Annotated in this window: 18 protein-coding genes; 13 read left to right on the top strand and 5 right to left on the bottom strand. The window is 74.0% G+C overall.

Annotation, left to right across the window (positions count from 1 at the left end; translation table 11 throughout):
• Positions 1-471: beta-ketoacyl synthase N-terminal-like domain-containing protein (locus ACYF6T_RS28310; RefSeq protein ID WP_461699933.1), on the bottom strand; the 471-nt coding region annotated here is incomplete at its 3' end.
• Positions 472-852: 381 nt separating this feature from the next.
• Between ACYF6T_RS28310 and ACYF6T_RS28305 the strand changes: the two genes are divergently transcribed.
• Entirely contained in the window at positions 853-2,013 is a 1,161-nt protein-coding gene (locus ACYF6T_RS28305; RefSeq protein WP_461699932.1) for an acyl-CoA dehydrogenase family protein, read from the top strand.
• 5 nt (positions 2,014-2,018) lie between these two features.
• On the opposite strand, the gene ACYF6T_RS28300 is transcribed toward ACYF6T_RS28305, so the two are convergent.
• Entirely contained in the window at positions 2,019-2,375 is a 357-nt protein-coding gene (locus tag ACYF6T_RS28300) for an ArsR/SmtB family transcription factor (protein WP_461699930.1), read from the bottom strand.
• Positions 2,376-2,525: 150 nt separating this feature from the next.
• Between ACYF6T_RS28300 and ACYF6T_RS28295 the strand changes: the two genes are divergently transcribed.
• The 10 genes from ACYF6T_RS28295 to ACYF6T_RS28250 all read left to right on the top strand — a co-directional run bounded on the left by ACYF6T_RS28295 (position 2,526) and on the right by ACYF6T_RS28250 (position 12,947).
• On the top strand, positions 2,526-3,986 hold the full coding sequence (locus tag ACYF6T_RS28295) for an MFS transporter (protein ID WP_461699929.1): 1,461 nt from the start codon (positions 2,526-2,528) through the stop codon (positions 3,984-3,986).
• A gap of 31 nt (positions 3,987-4,017) precedes the next feature.
• Complete coding sequence (locus ACYF6T_RS28290) at positions 4,018-4,941, top strand: zinc-binding dehydrogenase (RefSeq protein ID WP_461699927.1); 924 nt, start codon at positions 4,018-4,020, stop codon at positions 4,939-4,941.
• Between the two features lie 87 nt (positions 4,942-5,028).
• Positions 5,029-5,517: a cupin domain-containing protein gene (locus ACYF6T_RS28285; protein WP_461699925.1), complete on the top strand. Its 489-nt coding sequence runs from the start codon at positions 5,029-5,031 to the stop codon at positions 5,515-5,517.
• Between the two features lie 29 nt (positions 5,518-5,546).
• The gene (locus tag ACYF6T_RS28280; protein ID WP_461699923.1) at positions 5,547-6,299 is read left to right on the top strand and encodes an SDR family oxidoreductase; all 753 of its coding nucleotides are present in this window, start codon (positions 5,547-5,549) and stop codon (positions 6,297-6,299) included.
• A 19-nt stretch (positions 6,300-6,318) separates the two neighbouring features.
• The gene (locus tag ACYF6T_RS28275) at positions 6,319-7,311 is read left to right on the top strand and encodes a quinone oxidoreductase family protein (RefSeq protein ID WP_461699922.1); all 993 of its coding nucleotides are present in this window, start codon (positions 6,319-6,321) and stop codon (positions 7,309-7,311) included.
• Positions 7,312-7,521: 210 nt separating this feature from the next.
• On the top strand, positions 7,522-8,505 hold the full coding sequence (locus tag ACYF6T_RS28270; RefSeq protein ID WP_461699921.1) for a 3-oxoacyl-ACP synthase III family protein: 984 nt from the start codon (positions 7,522-7,524) through the stop codon (positions 8,503-8,505).
• 13 nt (positions 8,506-8,518) lie between these two features.
• Positions 8,519-9,259 (top strand): SDR family NAD(P)-dependent oxidoreductase, encoded by a 741-nt coding sequence (locus ACYF6T_RS28265; protein WP_461699920.1) that lies wholly within the window; start codon positions 8,519-8,521, stop codon positions 9,257-9,259.
• A gap of 11 nt (positions 9,260-9,270) precedes the next feature.
• Entirely contained in the window at positions 9,271-10,038 is a 768-nt protein-coding gene (locus ACYF6T_RS28260) for an enoyl-CoA hydratase/isomerase family protein (RefSeq protein WP_461699936.1), read from the top strand.
• Positions 10,039-10,174: 136 nt separating this feature from the next.
• Positions 10,175-11,365, top strand: a complete 1,191-nt coding sequence (locus tag ACYF6T_RS28255; protein WP_461699919.1) for an acyltransferase family protein — start codon at positions 10,175-10,177, stop codon at positions 11,363-11,365.
• Positions 11,366-11,369: 4 nt separating this feature from the next.
• Positions 11,370-12,947, top strand: coding sequence for an AMP-binding protein (locus ACYF6T_RS28250; RefSeq protein ID WP_461699917.1), 1,578 nt, complete (start codon positions 11,370-11,372; stop codon positions 12,945-12,947).
• Positions 12,948-12,956: 9 nt separating this feature from the next.
• Here the strand turns inward: ACYF6T_RS28250 and ACYF6T_RS28245 are convergent, their stop codons facing one another.
• Both ACYF6T_RS28245 and ACYF6T_RS28240 read right to left on the bottom strand, forming a co-directional pair.
• The gene (locus ACYF6T_RS28245) at positions 12,957-13,319 is read right to left on the bottom strand and encodes a MazG-like family protein (RefSeq protein ID WP_461699916.1); all 363 of its coding nucleotides are present in this window, start codon (positions 13,317-13,319) and stop codon (positions 12,957-12,959) included.
• 757 nt (positions 13,320-14,076) lie between these two features.
• Positions 14,077-14,622 (bottom strand): DoxX family protein, encoded by a 546-nt coding sequence (locus tag ACYF6T_RS28240; protein WP_461699914.1) that lies wholly within the window; start codon positions 14,620-14,622, stop codon positions 14,077-14,079.
• 125 nt (positions 14,623-14,747) lie between these two features.
• Between ACYF6T_RS28240 and ACYF6T_RS28235 the strand changes: the two genes are divergently transcribed.
• Both ACYF6T_RS28235 and ACYF6T_RS28230 read left to right on the top strand, forming a co-directional pair.
• Positions 14,748-15,074, top strand: coding sequence for a nuclear transport factor 2 family protein (locus tag ACYF6T_RS28235; protein ID WP_461699912.1), 327 nt, complete (start codon positions 14,748-14,750; stop codon positions 15,072-15,074).
• Positions 15,075-15,131: 57 nt separating this feature from the next.
• Positions 15,132-16,118, top strand: a complete 987-nt coding sequence (locus tag ACYF6T_RS28230; RefSeq protein ID WP_461699911.1) for an aldo/keto reductase — start codon at positions 15,132-15,134, stop codon at positions 16,116-16,118.
• A gap of 27 nt (positions 16,119-16,145) precedes the next feature.
• Here the strand turns inward: ACYF6T_RS28230 and ACYF6T_RS28225 are convergent, their stop codons facing one another.
• Positions 16,146-16,841 (bottom strand): ABC transporter ATP-binding protein, encoded by a 696-nt coding sequence (locus ACYF6T_RS28225; protein WP_461699910.1) that lies wholly within the window; start codon positions 16,839-16,841, stop codon positions 16,146-16,148.
• Between the last annotated feature and the right edge of the window lie 79 nt (positions 16,842-16,920).

Raw genomic sequence — 16,920 nt, 5'->3', positions numbered from 1 at the left:
CCCCACGGACCAGGCGACCTCGGCCGGCATGACACCGGGGCTGAGGTAGTCGAACATGTGCGGCGACAGATAGGCGGGGTCGACCACCGGCTGCCGTCCGGCGTCCGACATCACCAGGTACTCGCGCTCCAGGCTGGTCGCGGAGGCCACCGCGCTGCCGAGCGAGACGCCCAGCCGGTGCGGGTCCCCCGCGGCGAGGTCCAGCCCCGAGTCGGCCACCGCGTCCCGGGTGCAGGCGACGGCGAACTGGGTGGCGCGGTCCATCCGCCGTATCTCCCGCGGGGAGAAGCCCTCCAGCTCCGCGTCGAAGTCGACCGCGGCGGCCACCTGCGAGCGGAACGGGGAGGGGTCGAAGAACGAGATGCGCCGGGTCGCGGTACGGCCCGAGGTCAGCAGGTCCCAGAACTCCTTGGTGCCCGTCCCGCCGGGGGCGCGCACGCCGATCCCGGTCATCACCACACGCCGGTTCATCGGACACCTGCCGGGTGGCCCGGAGCGTCGCAGGCTCCCTGAGTACGGCCGCGGGTCGCCGTGCGGCCTTCGGTCGAGCAGAGCATCGCGTTGCGTTCCTTTCGTCTGCGCCGGGCGGGGATCTCCCACCGCCGACGGGAGATCGCCGTTGGCAGCTTCGAAGGTCGACGACCCGGCTAGAACGCAACTCGAAGGCGGGTGGGGCGGGTTGGGGTGGCGGGGACGCAGGCGGGGAAGCGCGCCCGGCCTGGCCGGCCCCAGCGGCGTTCGAGTGCCGCTCCAGCACCCCGTACGAGGCTGGGTGACCGCTTGTCGTCCCCCGACTTGCCGTTCAGTCCCCCGACTTGCCGTCCCGTCCCCCGACCGCAGGAGGTACTTCCGATGTCCGACGCCTCACCCGCCCGCGCCCCGGCGCCGACGGCGCGCGAGGTCGGCGAGCTGGCGGCCGCCCACGCCGCGAAGGCCGAACTCGACCGCAGGCTCGGCCCGGAGGTGACGGAGGCGATCCGGGCCGCCGGTTTCGCCCGGCACTTCGTGCCCGCCCGGCACGGCGGCGCCGAGGGCTCCTTCGTCACGTTCGTGCGCGAGGTCGCCGACGTCGCCGCCGGGGACGCCTCGGCCGCGTGGTGCGCCTCGATCGCCGCGACCCTCGGCCGCATGGCCGGCTTCCTGCCCGAGGAGGGCCAGCGCGCCGTCTGGGCCGACGGCCCCGACGCCTTCGTGGTCGGCGCCCTGATGCCGGGCGGCAACGCCCGTGCGGTGAGCGGCGGTTGGGAGATCGACGGCAAGTGGGCCTACCTCAGCGGCGTCCACGCCTCCGACCACGCCCTGCTGTGCTGCCCGGTGCCGACGGACGACGGCGGCAGGGAGGTCCGCTTCCTGCTCGTCCCCCGCGCCGCCTACACCGTCGAGGAGACCTGGTTCACCGTCGGCATGCGCGGCACCGGCAGCGACACCCTCGCCCTGGAGCCCACCTTCGTCCCGCGCGCACACACCTTCGCCCGGGCCGACCTGCTCGCCGGCACCGCCGTCGCCTCCACCGCCCACGCCCACCGGGTCCCCCTCAAGAGTGTGAGCGGCCTGTCCTTCGCGGCCCCGGTCCTCGGCGCGACCGAGGGCGCCCTGCGCAGCTGGTCCGGCGCGGTGGCGCAGAAGCGTCTCGCCGCCCCCTCCGCGGACCGGATCTCCGGCGGCCAGGACGCCACCGGCGAACTCACCCTGGCCAGGGCGTCAGGCGAGATCGACGCCGCCCGCCTGCTGCTGGAGCGCGCCGCGACGGACGCCGACGCCGACCGCCCCTCCCCGCTGCTCGCCGCCCGGGCCCAGCGCGACCACGTCCTGGCGGTGGACCTCCTCCTGGACGCGGTCAACCGCCTGGCCCGCACGGCGGGCACCCGGGCGCAGAGCGAGTCGGGAGACTTCCAGCGCTACTGGCGGGACGCGAACGCGGCAGCGGGCCACGCGGTCCTGCAGTGGGAACCGGCGGCCCGCGGTTACGCGGCGACGGTCCTCGACGGCACGTCCCGACCTGCGGCCCGGTGACGTCCCTACCGCGCCTTCACCACCTGCCGCCGCACCGGGACCGGCTCGGCGGGCGCGGCCAGCACCGCGTCCAGCAGCCCGGGGAACCGCCCGTCCAGCTCCTCCCGCCGCAACCGCAGAATCCGGTGCGACCCCTGCACCCGGGTCCGGGTGATCCCCGACTCCCGCAGGATGCGCTGGTGGTGCGACATCGTCGACTTGCTCAGTTCGAGCCCGGCCTCCTGCCCCAGCCGCGTACAGGACAACCCGTCCCCCGCGGCCACCGCGCGGACCATCGCGAGACGGGCCGGATCGGCGAGCGCGCCGAGCACCTTGGACAGCGGCAGGTCCTCGACCGCCGGGTGGAAGACCTCATCACTCATACGCGCCAGCGTAGTTCACCGTTGCGCAGAGTTCCACATCCATCGTACTCTTCGAAAATCATCGCACAGTTCGATGACCATCGACCTCTTCGAAGTGTGTGAAACCCGCACCGCAGTGCACGCCCGCACCGTCCCCGCTCTGGAGGCACCATGACCACCCCAGACCCGCGCCGATGGCTGATGCTTCCGGTCATCCTGTCGGCGACCTTCATGTACGGGTTCGACCTCAACGTCATCAACGTCGCCATCCCCTCGCTCCAGCACGACCTGAACGCCGGCGAGGCCACCCTGGAACTGATCGTCGGCGGCTACTCGTTCACGTACGCCGCGGGCCTCGTCCTCGGCGGCCGGCTCGGCGACCTGCTCAGCCACCGCCGGATGTTCCTGATCGGCATGGCGAGCTTCACCCTCGCCTCCGTGCTGTGCGGCCTCGCCCAGAGCCCCGGCCAGCTGGTGGCCGCCCGCCTGCTCCAGGGCCTCACCGCGGCGGCGATGGTCCCGCAGGTCCTCGCCCTGATCACCTCCGTCTTCCCCGGCGAGGAGCGCATGAAGGCGCTGTCCTGGTTCGGCGTGGTCGCCGGTCTCGCCGGCGTCTGCGGCCAGGTCCTCGGCGGCCTGCTGCTCAGCGCGGACGTCCTCGGCCTCGGCTGGCGGGTGATCTTCTTCCTCAACCTGCCCGTCGGCGTGGTCGTCGTCGGCTTCGCCCTGCGCCTGCTGCCCAGGGTCCACACCGGCCGGCGCCCCGGCCTGGACCCGCTCGGCGTGGTCGGCGTCTCCGGCGCCCTCGCGCTCGCCCTGGTCCCGATGGTCCTCGGCCGCACCCAGCACTGGCCGCTGTGGACCTGGATCTCGCTGGGCGTCTCCGTGCCCGTGGGCGTCGCCGCGATCTGGTGGGAGCGCCGGCTCGGCGGCCGCGGCGGCGACCCGCTGCTCGACCTGGCCCTCTTCCGCAATCGCGGCTTCAGCCTCGGCCTCGGTGTCAACATCGCCTTCATGGCGTCCTTCACCAGCGGCATCTTCGTGCTGAGCCTGCTGCTCCAGTCCGGCCTCGGCCTCAGCGCCCTGCAGGCGGGCCTCGCCTTCGGGCCGATGGCCGTGCTCGGCATGGCGGGACCGGTCGCGGGCCGGCGCCTGGTGCCCAAAATCGGCGCCCGCGGCGCGATGCTGCTCGGCTGCGCCGTCACCGCCGTGAGCATGGTGTTCATCGGCACGGCGCTGCAGACGCTGGGCGGCGGCATCGACGTGGCCTGGCTGGTCGTCGGCCTGGCGCTGCTCGGGTTCGGCAACACGCTGGTGCTGCCGCTGCTGATCGGCGCGACCCTGGGCGGGGTGCGGCCGCAGCAGGCGGGCGTCGCCTCCGGCATGCTGAACACCACCCAGCAGTTCGCGGGCACGGCGGGGCTCGCCGTGATCGGCACCGTGTTCTTCTCCGCGCTCGGCACGCCCACCGGACGCGCGGACTTCGCCTCCGCGGCGGAGACCGTCGTCTGGATCAACCTCGCGCTGATCGCCGTGATGGCCGCCCTGACCGCCCTGCTGACCCGCCCGGCCGCCAAGCCGGCCACCGCGGCGGACAGTTCACCGGCGGTCGCGGCGGAGGCGTCGGTCTGAGCACCGGGCACAGAAGGAGAAAGAGGGCCGGATGCGCGGCTTCATCACCGACCGTACGGCGCGGGCCGGGCTCCGGCTCGCCGGCGACCTGCCCGAACCGCAGCCCGCGGCGGGGGAGTTCCTGCTCGACGTACGCGCCTACGCGGTCAACCCCGGCGAGACCAAGCTGATCGAGGAGCGGCCCGACGGCTGGCGCCCCGGTCAGGACGTCGCCGGCGTCGTGCTGCGGCCGGCGGCCGACGGCAGCGGCCCGCCGGCCGGCGCCCGCGTGGTGGCCCGGGTCGACTGGGAGGGCTGGGCCGAGCGGGTCGCCGTACCGGTGCACCGCTCGGCCGTGCTGGACGACCGGGTCGCCCTCGAACAGGCCGCGACCCTGCCCATCGCCGGCCTCACGGCGCTGCGCGCGCTGCGGGTCGGCGGGGCGGTGCTCGGCCGCCGGGTCCTGGTCACCGGGGCCACCGGCGGGGTCGGCCAGTTCGCCGTGCAGCTCGCGGCGCTGTCCGGGGCGACGGTCACCGCACACGTCAGCAGTGACGAACGCGCGGCCCAGGCCAGGGAGTTGGGCGCCCACCAGGTCGTCACCTGCCTGCGCGACCCGGCCCTCGGCCCGTACCACCTCGTCCTCGACGGCGTCGCCGGCCCCCTGCTCACCGACGCCGTGCGCCTGCTCGCCCCCGACGGCATCGCGGTCGTCTACGGCGGCCACAACGGCCCCACCGAACTGCGCCTGCGCGACTTCGCCGTGCGCGGCCACAACGCCCGCGTCCAGGGCTTCATCAGCGAACACCCCGAGGAGACCAAGGGCGAGGACCTCGCGATCCTCGTCTCCCTGGTCGCCGAGGGCCGGCTGCGTCCGGTGATCGGCCGGGTCGACGACTGGACGCGCACGCCGGAGGTCTTCGAGGCGTGGGCGAAGCGCGCCTTCCGGGGCAAGGCGGTCCTGCTGCGGGCCTGACCGGCCGGATTCGAGGCGGACTCCAGCGGCCCGGCGCACCCTCCTGACGTCAGCCCGGAAAGGGCGCCGGAAACAGGGGAGTCGAGCATGACCGTCAGGCCCGGCAAGGTGATCGTGCGCGACGAGGTCGAGCCGGTGAGGTGGACCGTGGAGGAGGGGCGCATCCTGCTCCGCTCCGCGGACACCGGCGGACTGTTCTCCTTCTTCGAGCTGACCACCCCGCCCGGCGGCGGCCCGCCGCTGCACCTGCACGAGGGCCTGGACGAGACGTTCTACGTCATCGAGGGCGCCTACGACATCCAGCTCGGCGACCGCGTCCACGAGGCCGGCCCCGGCACCCTGCTCTACGGCCCGCGCGGCATCGGCCACGGCTTCCGCAACATCGCCGACGGCCCGAGCCGGATGCTGTGCATCTCCACCCCGGGCGGCAGCGAGGCCATGTTCGAGGGCCTCGCCGAACTGCTCGGCAAGGACACGCCCCCCGACCGCGCGGCCATCGAGGCGCTGGTCGCCCGGCACGACGTCACCTACCTCGGCCGCCCCGGCGAACCTCTCACCGGCGTCCGCATCCCCTGACCCGACTCCCGCAGAACAGGACCCAGTTGATGAGCAAGGACGACCTCACGCCCCCGCCGCCCGGCACCGTCGCCCTGGTCACGGGCGCCAACAAGGGCATCGGCCACCAGACCGCCCGCCGCCTCGGCTCCCTCGGCGTCACCGTGCTGGTCGGCGCCCGCGACCTCGACCGCGGTACCGCGGCGGCCGCCGCCTTGGCCGCCGAGGGCGCCGACGCCCACGCCGTCCTCCTCGACGTCACCGACCAGGACAGCGTCAAGGCCGCCGCCGACCACATCCGGCGCACCCACGGCAAGCTGGACATCCTCGTCAACAACGCGGGCGTCCTGCTCGACCACGGCGTCCCCGTCGTCGAGGTCACCGCCGACCTGCTGCGCTCCACCTACGAGACCAACGTCTTCGGCGCCGCCGCCGTCACCTCGGCCATGGTGCCGCTGCTGCGCCGCTCCGGCCGGGGCCGGATCGTCAACCTCTCCAGCAGCCTCGGCTCCCTCACCGTCAACTCCGCCGAGCCCGAACGCCTCGCCCCCTTCCAGATGCTGGCGTACAACTCCTCCAAGGCCGCTCTCAACGCCCTCACCCTCATGTACGCCCACGCCCTGAAGGCCGACGGCATCAAGGTCAACGCCGTGGAGCCCGGCTACGTCGCCACCGACCTCAACGGCCACCAGGGCGTCGGCACCGCCGAGGAGGCCGCCGTGACGGTCACCCGCCTCGCCGTCCTCGCCGACGACGGGCCCACCGCCACCTTCCAGTCCGAGACCGGCCCCCTGCCCTGGTGACCCCGTGAGGAGCGAGCAGATGCGTGCCGTCCCGATCGCCCGCTACGGCGACCCCGACGTGCTGCGGGTGGCCGAGACCGACGTCCCCGAACCCGGCCCGGGACAGGTGCTGATCGCCGTCGAGGCCGTCAGCGTGGGCTTCGCCCAGACCCAGATGCGCCGCGACCGCTTCCCCGGTCCCTGGCGCGCGGACCTGCCGGTGGTGCTGGGCGGCGACGTCGTCGGCCGGGTCGCGGCCGTGGGCCCGCGCGCCGGGCACGTCAGGGCCGGCGACCGGGTCGGCGCCTTCCTGATGCAGGGCGCCTACGCCGAGTACGCGGTGGCCGACGCGGCACACCTGGTGCCGGTGCCCGAAGGGCTCGACGCGGCGGCGGCGACGGTGCTGCCGGGTGCGGGGCCCATCGCGGTGGGCACGCTCGCCGCCGGGCGGTTCCGGGCGGGGGAGACCGTGCTGGTGCATGCGGCGGCCGGCGGCATCGGCCATCTGACCGTGCAGCTCGCCAGGCTGGCGGGCGCCGGCCGGGTGATCGCGACGGCGAGCTCACCGGCCAAGCTGGAGTTCGCCCGCTCCCTGGGCGCCGACGCCGTGGTCGACTACACCCGCCCCGGCTGGCCCAAGGAGGTCGCGGACGCCGCCGGCGGACGGGGCGTCGACCTGATCCTGGACAGCGTGGGCGGCGACGTCCTGCTCGCCGGGACCGGGCTGCTCGCACCCGGCGGACGGCTCGTCTTCTACGGCTCCGCGGGCGGCGGCACCGACGTGCCGAAGGTGCCCGTCCTGGACCTGATCGCCCTGAAGTCCGTCACCGGCTTCTCCCTCTCGGCCTGGCAGCGGCTGCACCCCCGCCAGTACTCCGACGGCCTCGCCGACCTCACCGCCCACCTGACGGCGGGCCGCCTCACGGCCGCCGTACACGCCCGGCTGCCACTGGAGGAGGCGGCCAAGGGCCACGAGATCATCGAGTCCCGCGCCCACCAGGGCCGCGTGGTGCTGCTGCCCCACCCCGCCTGAAACGCCCGCACCCCGCCTGCGCACCCCCGCCCCATCCGAGAACCACCCCCACCCCCCGGGCCGACCGGCCGGGCCGTCCCTCCGCGGCCCGGCCGGTCGGCATGCCCGTTTCATGCGGTACGAGCGCTCTGTCCATGCTCCACACCCGCGCGAGGCGCGATTCCTACGGTGGCCGAATCCCAGCCATCGACGCTCGACCAGGAGTCGGCCATGCCCGTGGGAATCGTCGCGACGGGGGCCTACGTGCCGCCGCGCACCATCGACAACGACCAGATCAGCGCCTGGGCGCACACGAACCCGACCTGGATCGCCGAGCGCACCGGCATCCACGGCCGGCGCTACGCCGAGCCCGGCACCACCACCTCCGACCTCGCCCGCGAGGCCGTCGACGACCTCTTCGACCGGTGCCCCCAAGCCCGTACGGACACCGGACTGATCGTCCTCGCCACCTCCACGCCCGACCAGCCCCAGCCGGCCACCGCCGCCAAACTCCAGCACCGCCTGGGCCTGCCGGGCCTGCCCTCCCTCGACGTCAACGCCGTCTGCTCCGGCTTCGTCTACGCCCTCGCCGTGGCCGAATCCCTCCTCGCGCGCGGCACGGCCGGACCCGCGGCCCTGGTGGTCGGCGCCGACATGTACTCGACGATCATGGACCGCACCGACCGGCGCACCGTCTCCCTCTTCGGTGACGGCGCGGGCGCCGTCCTGCTCGCGCCGGTGCCCGAGGGCTACGGCATCCACGCCACCCGCCTCGTCACCGACAGCGACCACCACGAGCTGGTCGAGGTCGTCGCCGGCGGCACCCGGGAGCCCCTGGACGCGGCGGCGCGCGCGGCCGGCCGGCACCTGTTCCGGATGAACGGGCCCGCCGTCCTCACCTACGCCCTGCAGAGCGTCCCGAAGGTCGTCGACGCCGCCCTGGACGCGGCCGGCCTCGGCCTGGGCGACATCGACCGGCTGATCCTGCACCAGGGCAACACCCGCATGCTCGAAGGTCTCGCCCGCCACCTCGGCGTCGACATGGCCAAGGTGCCCCTCACCGCGCCGCGATGGGGCAACACCGGGGCGGCCTCCATCCCCGTCACCCTGCAACACGCCCACGAGCAGCGGCCGTTGGAGCGCGGCGAGCGCATCCTCCTGGCCTCCGTCGGCGGCGGGATGACCGTCGGCGCCTCCGTCCTCACCTGGTACTGAAAGGGCTCCTCCCATGCGACTGAAGGACAAGGTCGCCGTCGTCACCGGCGGCACCAAGGGTCTGGGCCGGGCCATCGCGGAACGGTTCCTGGACGAGGGCGCGAGCGTCGTATGCGCCGCCCGCAACCCGTACGACATCGACCGGCTCATCGCCCAACTCCCCGACCGCGTCGCCTACATGCCCGTCGACGTCACCAGCCCGGCGAGCGTCGACGCCCTGCTGCGGCGCGCCGTCGACACCTTCGGGCAGCTCGACATCCTGGTCGCCAACGCCGGCCTCAACCGCGACGGCAAGGTCGACCGGCTCGCCCCCGAGGACTGGAACGAGATGGTCGCCACCAACCTCAACGGCGTCTTCTACAGCCTCCAGGCCGCCGCCCGCCACATGACCGGGACCGGCGGCGGCCGCATCATCACCGTCTCCTCCAGCATGTCCAGCCGCGTCGCGATCGGCGCCGCCGGCTACTCGGCGACCAAGGCCGCCGTGGAGACCCTCACCCGCGTCTCCGCCATCGAGCTCGGCCGCAAGGGCATCCAGGTCAACTGCCTCGCCCCCGGCGTCCTCGACGAGGGCATGGGCCGCGAGGTCGCCGCCAACCCCAAGGTCTGGGAGGCCTACCGCTCCCGCTTCTCCCTCGGCCGCGCCGGCACCCTCGACGAGGCGGCCCAGGGCGCGCTGTTCCTGGCCACCGAGGAGAGCTCCTACGTCAACGGGCACGTGCTGGAGGTCAACGGGGGGCTGCTGTGGGCGTGACCACGAAGGCGGTGCGCCTCGACGTCACCGACGGCATCGGCACCCTCCTGCTCGCCCGGCCGCCGGTGAACGCCCTCGACACCGCCGCCCAGCGGCTCCTGGAAGCCGCCGCGCACGAGGCCGCCGACCGCGAGGACGTCGCCGCCGTCGTGCTGTACGGCGGGCCGGAGCGGTTCAGCGCGGGCGCCGACATCCGCGAGATGGCCGGCATGTCCCCGGCCGACATGACCCGCTGGGCGCGGCACCTCCAGGACGCGTTCACGGCGGTCGCCGACATCCCCAAACCCGTGGTGGCCGCGGTCAACGGCTTCGCGCTGGGCGGCGGTTGCGAGCTCGCCCTCGCCGCCGACCACCGCATCCTGGCCGCCGACGCCCGCATCGGCCTGCCCGAGATCCTGCTCGGCGTGATCCCCGGCGCGGGCGGCACCCAGCGGCTCACCCGCCTCGTCGGGCCCGCCCGCGCCAAGGACCTGATCTTCACCGGCCGCACGCTCACCGCCGAGGAGGCGCTGGCGATCGGCCTCGCCGACCACGTGGTGCCCGCCGACGGTGTGCTGAAGGCGGCCGGCGCGTGGGCGGCCCGGTTCGTCGGCGGCCCCGCGCTCGCCCTGCGCGCGGCCAAGCAGGCCGTCGACCTCGGCGCGAGCACCGACCCGGCCTCCGGGCTGCTCGTCGAACGCGCCCTGTTCGCGGGCCTGTTCGGCACGGAGGACCGCCTGGCCGGCATGCGGGCGTTCGTCGAGCGGGGGCCCGGACACGCCACCTTCACCGGGCACTGAACCGGGCGAACCCGGGCGGAATGCCCCACGCCACCCGGCTTCTAGGCGGGTTCAAGCCATCGACAGCACTGTTGCCGATGCCTTCCGTGCCCCTCTCCTCTTCCTCTTTCCTTCCCTCTCTCTGGAGTGATGCCTCATGGCACGCCTGCAGACCACCTCCGCCGGCAGCCCGCCGGCCGGCGCGCGCCCCGCGTGGCTGCCCGCCCTGGACGGCATGCGGTTCGTCGCGGCCGTCCTGGTCTTCGCCTTCCACTTCGCCTTCCAGTTCCCCTTCCACGACAAGTGGGCCGCCGACACCTACATGACGCTCTTCCACAAGGCGGGGCCCATGCAGGTCGGCTTCTTCTTCGTGCTGAGCGGGTTCATCCTCACGCTGATCGCCAAGCCCGGTGAGCCGGCCCGCAGGTTCTGGCGCCGCCGCGCCGTCAAGGTGGTCCCCAACCACGTGGTCGCGTGGGTGCTCGCCGCGCTCCTGATGGTCTGGCTCGGGGTCTCCATACGCTGGCAGAGTGCCCTGCCGAACCTGTTCCTGCTGCACCCCTGGTTCCCGCGCTCCGACACGTTCTTCAGCATGGACTTCGTCAGCTGGTCGCTGGCGGCGGAGGCGTTCTTCTACGTCTGCTTCCCGCTCTTCCACCGGGCCGTGGCCGCCATCCGGCCCGAGCGCCTGTGGTGGTGGGCGGCCGGCCTGGTCGCCGCGACCTGGGCGATCCCGTTCGTCGCCGAACTGCTGCCCGCAAAGCCGATGTACTTCACCATCCCCACCTACCGGGTCTGGTTCATCCAGATGGCGCCGCCGGTGCGCGCCCTCGACTTCGTCCTCGGCATGGTGATGGCCCGTATCGTCATGACCGGCAAGTGGATCCGGCTGCCGCTGTGGGCGGCCATGACCCTGCTCTTCGGCGGCTACCTGCTCGCCTCCAACATCGCCGAGCCGTGGAGCTTCGTCGCCGCCACCAGCGGCCCGATCGCCCTCGTCGTCGCGGCGGGCGCCACCGCCGACATCGAGAGCACCTGGTCGCCGTTCCGCAGCCGGCTCTTCGTCCGCGGCGGCGAACTCGCCTTCGCCTTCTACCTGCTGCACTGGCTGGTGCTCAACTTCGGCCATGTGGCGCTCGGTTCGACCAAGTCGTGGAGCACCGGCGAGGCGGTCGCGCTCGGACTGTTCGCCTTCGCGCTGTCGTGGGCGCTGGCCTGGCTGCTGAACCGGTACGTGGAGGAGCCGCTCATGCGCCGCTTCGCCCGGCCCCGGGCCAAGGCCCCGGCCGCGCCGGTGGCCGTGGCCGACACCGCCGAGGAGCAGCCCACCGCCCCCGTCGCGGGGTGACGCCGTGACCGTCCAAGCACTCCTGTCCCGCTACGGCGGCCCCGCGGCCTCGGTCGCCGAGCTGCTGTGCGACCGGCATCCGCGCACGGCGACGGCGTTCACCATCGTCCACCAGGACCTGTCGGCGCACGACCTGACGTACGGCCGGCTCACCGAGAAGTCGGCCGCGTTGGCCGGGCGGCTGCGGGCGGCCGGGATCGGCCCGGGGGACCGGGTCGCCACCCTCATGGGCAAGTCGGAGGAACTGGTCGTCGGCCTGCTCGCGATCTGGCGGCTCGGCGCCGTCCAGGTGCCCCTGTTCACCGCCTTCGGACCCGAGGCCGTACGGGCCAGGGTCCGCGGCAGCGGAGCGCGGCTGCTGGTCGCCGACCGGGACCAGGCCCACAAGGCCGCCCCCGGCCTGCCGTGCCCGGTCGTCGTGGCGCAGGACGACTGGGCGGGGCTGCCGGCGACGGCACCGTCCCTTCCGGCCGCGGTGGCGGTCGGCGGGGACGCCCCGTTCGTCGAGCTGTTCACCTCGGGCACCACCGGCACCCCCAAGGCGGTCACGGTGCCCGTGCGGGCCATCGCCGGCTTCCACTCCTACCAGGTCCACGCCCTGGACCACCGGGCCGACGACGTCTTCTGGAACGCCGCCGACCCCGGCTGGGGCTACGGCCTCTACCAGGCGGTCGTCGGGCCGCTCGCGCTCGGCCACCGCAGCCTGCTGGTCCAGCCCAGGTTCACCCCCGACACGGCCCGGGCGGTCCTCGCGGGCCGCGGTGTCACCAACTTCGCCGCCGCGCCGACGGCCTTCCGGCTGCTGCGCGAGGCGGGCTGGGCTCCCGGCGTCACGCCCGCCCTGCGCTGCGCCTCCTCGGCCGGCGAACCCCTCGGCGCCGACGTGCCGGCCTGGGCGCGGCGCACCCTCGGCGTGCCCGTGCGGGACCACTACGGGCAGACGGAGCTCGGCATGGTCGCCGGCAACGGCTGGGCGCCGTCGGTCCGCCGCCTGATCCGTCCCGGCTCCATGGGCGGCGCGCTGCCCGGCTGGGCCCTGACCGTGCTGCACCAGGACCGCGACGAGACCGCGCCGCCCGGGGTCACCGGACGGGTCGCCGTCGACCTCGCGCACAGCCCCCTGATGTGGTTCCGGGGCTACCGGGGCGCGCCGGACCGCACGGCCGAGCGGTTCAGCCCGTGCGGGCGCTGGTACTACACCGGGGACATCGCGCGCCGGGACGAGCGGGGCGACTTCTACTTCGCGGCCCGCGACGACGACGTCATCATCATGGCCGGTTACCGCATCGGCCCCTTCGAGGTGGAGAGCGTCCTCAACTCCCATCCCGACGTGGCCGAGTCGGCGGTGGTCGCCGCCGCGGACGCGCTGCGCGGCGAGGTCGTGGAGGCGTACGTGGTCGCCCGGCCCGGCGCCCGCACCGACGCCGCCTGGACCGCGTCCCTCCAGGACCTGGTCAAACGCCGGCTGTCCGCGCACGCCTACCCGCGGGCCGTGCACGTCGTGGCGGACCTGCCGAAGACACCGAGCGGCAAGATCCAGCGGGCGGCGCTGCGGACGGGTGCGGGCAGCCGGCCGGCGTGAGCGGGAGGGCTATCCCCGCGGGCCGAGCGAGCGGTCGGTCACGCGGGCCAGATGGGAGGTGAAGACCTCGCGGGCGTCCGGGGTGAGGGTGCGCAGGGCCACCAGAGCCGTGATCACGACGTCGCACAGCTCACCCTGGACGTCCTCCCAGGTGTGGCTGGTGCCCTTGCGCGGGTTCTGCCCGGTCGCCCCGATGACGGCCTGCGCGACCTCCCCGACCTCCTCCGACAACTTCAGCATCCGCAGCAACAGCCCTTCCCGGCCGCCATGCGCCTGGTTGCCGTCGAGCCACTCCCACAACGAGTCGACGGCCCCCCACAGGTCGGGTTCGGGAACCTCTTGCCCGGCACACACCGGCACGGAATCAGTCATGCCGGGCAGCTTGCCACGCGCCCACCCCACCCACGCTGCCGACCTCGCCCGCCCCACTTCACGGCCGCGTCCGGCGCGCTCGCCGAGCCCGGTCCACGATCCACGTCGGCGACGCCGGCGGACCTGCTTCACGGCCGCGTCCGATGCGCTCGCTGGGCCCGGTCCACGATCCACGTCGGCGACGCCGGCGGACCTGTTTCACGGCCGCGTCCGATGCGCTCGCTGGGCCTGGTCCACGATCCACGTCGGCGACGCCGGCGGACCTGCTTCACGGCCGCGTCCGGTGTGCTCGCTGGGCCTGATCCACGGTCCACGTCGGCGGACCTGCTTCACGGTCGCGTCCGGTGTGCTCGCTGGGCCCGGTCCGCGTCGGCGACGCCGGCGGACCTGTTTCACGGGCGCGTCTGGCGCGCTCGCTGGGCCCGGTCCGCGGTCCACGTCGGCGGACTTGCTTCACGGCCTCGTCCGGTGTGCTCACTCGGCCCGGTCCGCGGCCACGCCTGACACGCTCGACCGTCCCGGTCCGCGGTCGCGTCCGGTGCGGTCGGCACGGTCACCTCACGGGGCCTGGTCGCGTCCGGTGCGGTCGGCACGGGCACCTCACGGGGCCTGGTCGCGTCCGGTGCGGTCGGCACCGTCACCTCACGGGGCCTGGTCGCGTCCGGTGCGGTCGGCACGGGCACCTCACCGGGACTCGCCGATCCGGTGTGCCGATCCGCTCCGTCGACCGGGCCGCCGACCCTGGGCGGCCTGTCGGCTACTCCTCGAACAGCGGTTCCTGTTCGCCCTGTTTCGCCTGGCGCAGGCGCTTGGCGCGCGTGCCTACGATCAGGGCCGTGGCCGCCGCCGTCACGCCGAGCGCCGCGGAGACGTGCCAGCCGCGGTCCAGGACGTGGCCGAGGGCGTGGTCCAGGGAGAGGCGGCCCGGGCCGGCGACGGCGAGGCCGGCCGCGGTCAGGCCCAGGGTGGCCGCGTACTCGTAGCCGCCCTCGGTGTTGAAGAACCCGTTCGGCGCATGCACCGCCGACGCCCCCGCCATCGCCCCGGCCGCCGCCGCACCCGCCGCCGGCGTGGCCAGCCCCAGCGCCAGCAGCACGCCCCCGCCGGCCTCCGCCAGCCCCGCCGCCGTGGCGCTCGCCTTGCCCGGCGCGTAGCCGACGGACTCCATGAACTGCCCGGTTCCCTCGATCCCGTGCCCGCCGAACCAGCCGAGCAGCTTCTGCGCGCCGTGCGCGGCCAGCACACCCCCGGCGCCCAGCCGGAGCAGCAGCAGGCCCAGGTCACGTCGGTCGTAAGAAGTCACGGTCACTCCAAAGCGTCGGCGCCGACCCCCCTCACGTATCCACCGTCGCACCGCCGCCACCCCCGGTCCCGCCCGCGCCGCCGTTCGGGTGGCGGGCCCGGACGCACGGTGTGAGTCTGACTGGCATGACGATTCAGCCGGCCAGACTCAGCGACCCGACCGTGCGTGCCTTCGTCGCCGCCGTCAACGCCCACGACCGCGACGCGTTCATGGCGCTGCTCACGGAGGACGCGACCATGTCCGACGACGGCTCCGACCGCGACCTCGCCGAGTGGATCGACCGGGAGATCTTCTCCTCCCACGGCCACCTCGACGTCGACAACGAGTCCCAGGGCGGCCGCGCCCTCCTCGCCCACTACCGCAACGACACGTGGGGCGAGATGCGCACCCGGTGGAGCTTCACGGTCGACGACGACGGCCGCATCTCCCGCTTCGAGACCGGTCAGGCGTAACACGACCGCACGACCCCCTTGTCCTGGAGTGCGCTCCAACTCCTAGGGTCCGTGGGCATGGAGACGAACAGGACACTGGGCCGCAGCGGCATACGGGTAAGCGCTCTCGGCTTCGGCTGCTGGGCCATCGGCGGAGAGTGGCAGGACCTCGACGGACAGCCGCTGGGCTGGGGCAAGGTCGACGACGAGGAGTCCGTACGGGCCGTCCGGCGCGCCCTCGACCTCGGCGTCACCTTCTTCGACACCGCCGACACCTACGGCGCCGGGCACAGCGAACGCGTCCTCGCCCGCGCTCTCGGCAAGCACCGGGACGACGTCGTGATCGCCACCAAGTGGGGCAACGTCTTCGACGAGGACACCCGCACCCGCACCGGCACGGACGACTCGCCGGAGTACGCCCGCCGTGCCCTGACCGCCTCCCTGAAGCGCCTGGACACCGACCACGTCGACCTCTACCAGCTCCACCTCAACGACCTGGACCCCGAGCGCGCCGCCCGGCTGCGCGACGCCTGCGAGGAGTTCGTACGCGAGGGCCTGATCCGCGCCTACGCCTGGAGCACCGACGACCCGGCCCGGGCGGCGGTGTTCGCCGAGGGAGCGCACTGCACCGCCGTCCAGCACTCGGTGAACGTCCTGGAGGACACCCCCGAGATGTTCGCCCTGTGCGCGCGGCTGGAGCTGGCGAGCGTCAACCGCAGCCCGCTGGCCATGGGCCTGCTGGGCGGCCGGCGCCGGCCCGGTCAGCCGCTGGAGGCGGGGGACGTGCGCAGCAGGCCGCCGGCCTGGCTGGAGGGGTTCGTCGGCGGCAGCGGCGTGGACGAGGCGTGGTTCGAGCGCGTGGAGTCCCTGCGGGAGATCCTCACCGCCGACGGCCGCACCCTCGCCCAGGGCGCCCTCGGCTGGCTGTGGGCGCGCAGCCCGTGGGCGGTCCCGATCCCCGGGTTCCGCTCGGTCGCGCAGGCCGAGGAGAACGCGGGCGCCCTCGCCAGGGGGCCACTCACCGCCGGGCAGCTGGCCGAGATCGACCGGTTGCTCGGGCGCTGAGCGGCCCCGGGGGGAACGGTGGGCGGGTCAGCGGGCGATCTGACCGTCGTACTGCTCCGTCAGCGTCAGCCGACCCGCCTTGATGGTGGCCAGGCGCGGGGCCCGGCGGGCGATGGAGGAGTCGTGGGTGACCATGACGAACGTCAGCCCGTACTCGTGCCACAGCCCCTCCAGCAGGGCCATGATGTCGTCCCGGGTGCCCTCGTCGAGGTTGCCCGTGGGCTCGTCGGCCAGCAGCACCTTCGGCCGCTTGACCAGGGCGCGGGCGATGGCGACGCGCTGCTGCTGGCCGCCGGACAGCTCCGAGGGGACGTGTCCGAGGCGCTCGCCGAGGCCGACCGATCGCAGGGCCTCGGCCGCGCGCTCGCGCCGCTCGGCCGGCTTCACCCCGAGCGGCACCAGGGCCGTCTCGACGTTCTCCTGCGCGGTCAGCGTCGGAATGAGGTTGAACGCCTGGAAGATGATGCCGATGTTCTCGGCCCGCACCCGGGTCAGCTTGGTCTCGCTCAGGCGCGCGAGGTCCACGCCGTCCAGCTCGACACTGCCCTCGGTGGGCCGGTCCAGTCCGCCGATCATCTGCAGCAGCGTGGACTTGCCGCCGCCCGTGGGGCCCTGGATGACGAGCTGGTCGCCGTCCTCGATGGTGAGGTCGATGCCGCGCAGCGCCTCCACCGTCTCCTTGCCCCGCGTGTAGCGCTTGGTGACGCCGGTGAGTCTGTACATGGGTTCTCCATCAAAGAAGCAAAGAAGCGAAGGGGGGTGGGGCGCCGCGTCCCGGGGGGAATCGGAGGCGGCGCCCCGG

The sequence above is a fragment of the Streptomyces sp. 7R007 genome (genome assembly GCF_054850255.1).
The sequence above is the reverse complement of the archived record's forward strand: the minus strand, read 5'-3'. Positions and strand labels throughout refer to the sequence as shown.

Coding starts and splice junctions, on each gene's coding strand:
- ACYF6T_RS28265 (WP_461699920.1), top strand. CDS start 8,519: ATGCGACTGAAGGACAAGGTCGCCGTCGTCACCGGCGGCACCAAGGGT.
- ACYF6T_RS28245 (WP_461699916.1), bottom strand. CDS start 13,319: ATGACTGATTCCGTGCCGGTGTGTGCCGGGCAAGAGGTTCCCGAACCC.
- ACYF6T_RS28255 (WP_461699919.1), top strand. CDS start 10,175: ATGGCACGCCTGCAGACCACCTCCGCCGGCAGCCCGCCGGCCGGCGCG.
- ACYF6T_RS28300 (WP_461699930.1), bottom strand. CDS start 2,375: ATGAGTGATGAGGTCTTCCACCCGGCGGTCGAGGACCTGCCGCTGTCC.
- ACYF6T_RS28230 (WP_461699911.1), top strand. CDS start 15,132: ATGGAGACGAACAGGACACTGGGCCGCAGCGGCATACGGGTAAGCGCT.
- ACYF6T_RS28295 (WP_461699929.1), top strand. CDS start 2,526: ATGACCACCCCAGACCCGCGCCGATGGCTGATGCTTCCGGTCATCCTG.
- ACYF6T_RS28225 (WP_461699910.1), bottom strand. CDS start 16,841: ATGTACAGACTCACCGGCGTCACCAAGCGCTACACGCGGGGCAAGGAG.
- ACYF6T_RS28275 (WP_461699922.1), top strand. CDS start 6,319: ATGCGTGCCGTCCCGATCGCCCGCTACGGCGACCCCGACGTGCTGCGG.
- ACYF6T_RS28235 (WP_461699912.1), top strand. CDS start 14,748: ATGACGATTCAGCCGGCCAGACTCAGCGACCCGACCGTGCGTGCCTTC.
- ACYF6T_RS28280 (WP_461699923.1), top strand. CDS start 5,547: ATGAGCAAGGACGACCTCACGCCCCCGCCGCCCGGCACCGTCGCCCTG.
- ACYF6T_RS28270 (WP_461699921.1), top strand. CDS start 7,522: ATGCCCGTGGGAATCGTCGCGACGGGGGCCTACGTGCCGCCGCGCACC.
- ACYF6T_RS28290 (WP_461699927.1), top strand. CDS start 4,018: ATGCGCGGCTTCATCACCGACCGTACGGCGCGGGCCGGGCTCCGGCTC.
- ACYF6T_RS28305 (WP_461699932.1), top strand. CDS start 853: ATGTCCGACGCCTCACCCGCCCGCGCCCCGGCGCCGACGGCGCGCGAG.
- ACYF6T_RS28285 (WP_461699925.1), top strand. CDS start 5,029: ATGACCGTCAGGCCCGGCAAGGTGATCGTGCGCGACGAGGTCGAGCCG.